Below are 1458 nucleotides of genomic sequence, written 5' to 3' on the forward strand. Positions count from 1 at the left end.
GACTTAGTGAGCGACTTAGCCTTTATGTCATGGACTCGGATTTGCGAGCCACAACACAACAGACAAGGTTGCTTAAGGCTATAGAAGATGAGCTGGGCATCGACAGGAATGAACACGTTGCAGCTAAAGAAAGAGGCAAGAATTTCGTTGCCAAACTGGCCGATGATCTGAAAATAGACATTGTAAAAGATGCCAGCCTGAATAATCAGAAAGCTGTTCTAAAAGCCAGATTTCAGGCATTGGATGATGCAGTAAGCAAGCCCTGCGATGATGAAGGTAAAAGAAGAGGAATACATAATGAAATTGCCTACCAGCTTGGCATTCAGGGCTATAGAGATGATGCCCCTGCAGATGATCAGACCCATCTCATTAAAGAAAAACTCCAACAGCTGAATAAAGCAGTTTTTATGGCGGGTTGGCCTAAGTTTAATGAGCGTATCACAGCCATTAATGATGAGCTTGACAGGCAAATCGCTCGCCTGGGACCTAAACCACGATACAGGCTTGATCGTGATGTAGCCACAGCCAGGTGGTTAATAGCAAAAGCTGAAAGTAAGCTGGCAGGTTTTCATCGCAGACTGAATAAGCTTCGTAGCAGTGAAGATTACACAAATGCCCATGGTCGGGACGAATCCCATGAGGTCGAGGGTGAACTGCTTTTAACCAGGAAAAAATACACTCAAGTCAAAGGTGGGAGTGATGGTACTGACGGTAAGATCCGGCATCTGTTTCAGGAACAGGCCTATCTGGAAGATGAAATTGAATTCATGAAAGCAGACATTCAGAGACTGAAGGAGGCCCTGAAGGCGGCACAGCAAGCCGTCAAAAACGACGGTGGTCCCTTCCAGTATACGCCGAAACAGGTAAAAGTTTGGACCGCTATTAACGCCTTCGTAGAGCAACACTCTATCAAAAAACAAGCTCTGGAAGTGGCATTGGGTCTGGCAGAATTAGCAGTAGAAAGTGGTAAGACCATACCCTACCTTCCGACTTTCGATTTTGATGATGAATTTGCACCGATTCACTTGCAGGCACTGGTCGGAGACAAATTGACGTTTAAACAGGCCAGTGGGATTGTGGAAGTTTACAAGAGCCTGAAGACAACCTTCCCGGGATCCCCTATAGAGCCTATTGAAGATCTGCCCGGGAGTGACATGAATGAAATCTTCAGGCTTCTGCGCAGAGCCAGGTATTCGATAAAAAAAGGGGCTCTACAATACGACGACGAAATTTACAGCATGGGCAAAACAGCCCTCCACTTCCTTGAGCTTCAATCAGGGGGCCCGAAAAGCTTCTCGAAATACTTCGCTACCCATTCTGCCAGCGGCAACAAGATCATAAGTCTGCTGCGTGAAGGTCTGATCAACAAGGTTGAACTTAAGAACTACATAAAGGCTGTCAGAGATGTCGAAGGTTATCAGACAGTGGATGAATTTGAGCACTTTCTTGGCTACAAAC

The 1458-nt window shown here is 46.0% G+C and carries 1 protein-coding gene; it reads left to right on the forward strand.

All coding sequences use genetic code 11. The features are described from left to right. Positions 1–1458 (forward strand): hypothetical protein (locus tag KDK16_RS00730; protein WP_257274248.1); only part of this gene is annotated, 1458 nt, incomplete at both ends.

Source organism: Endozoicomonas sp. SESOKO4 (assembly GCF_024606275.1).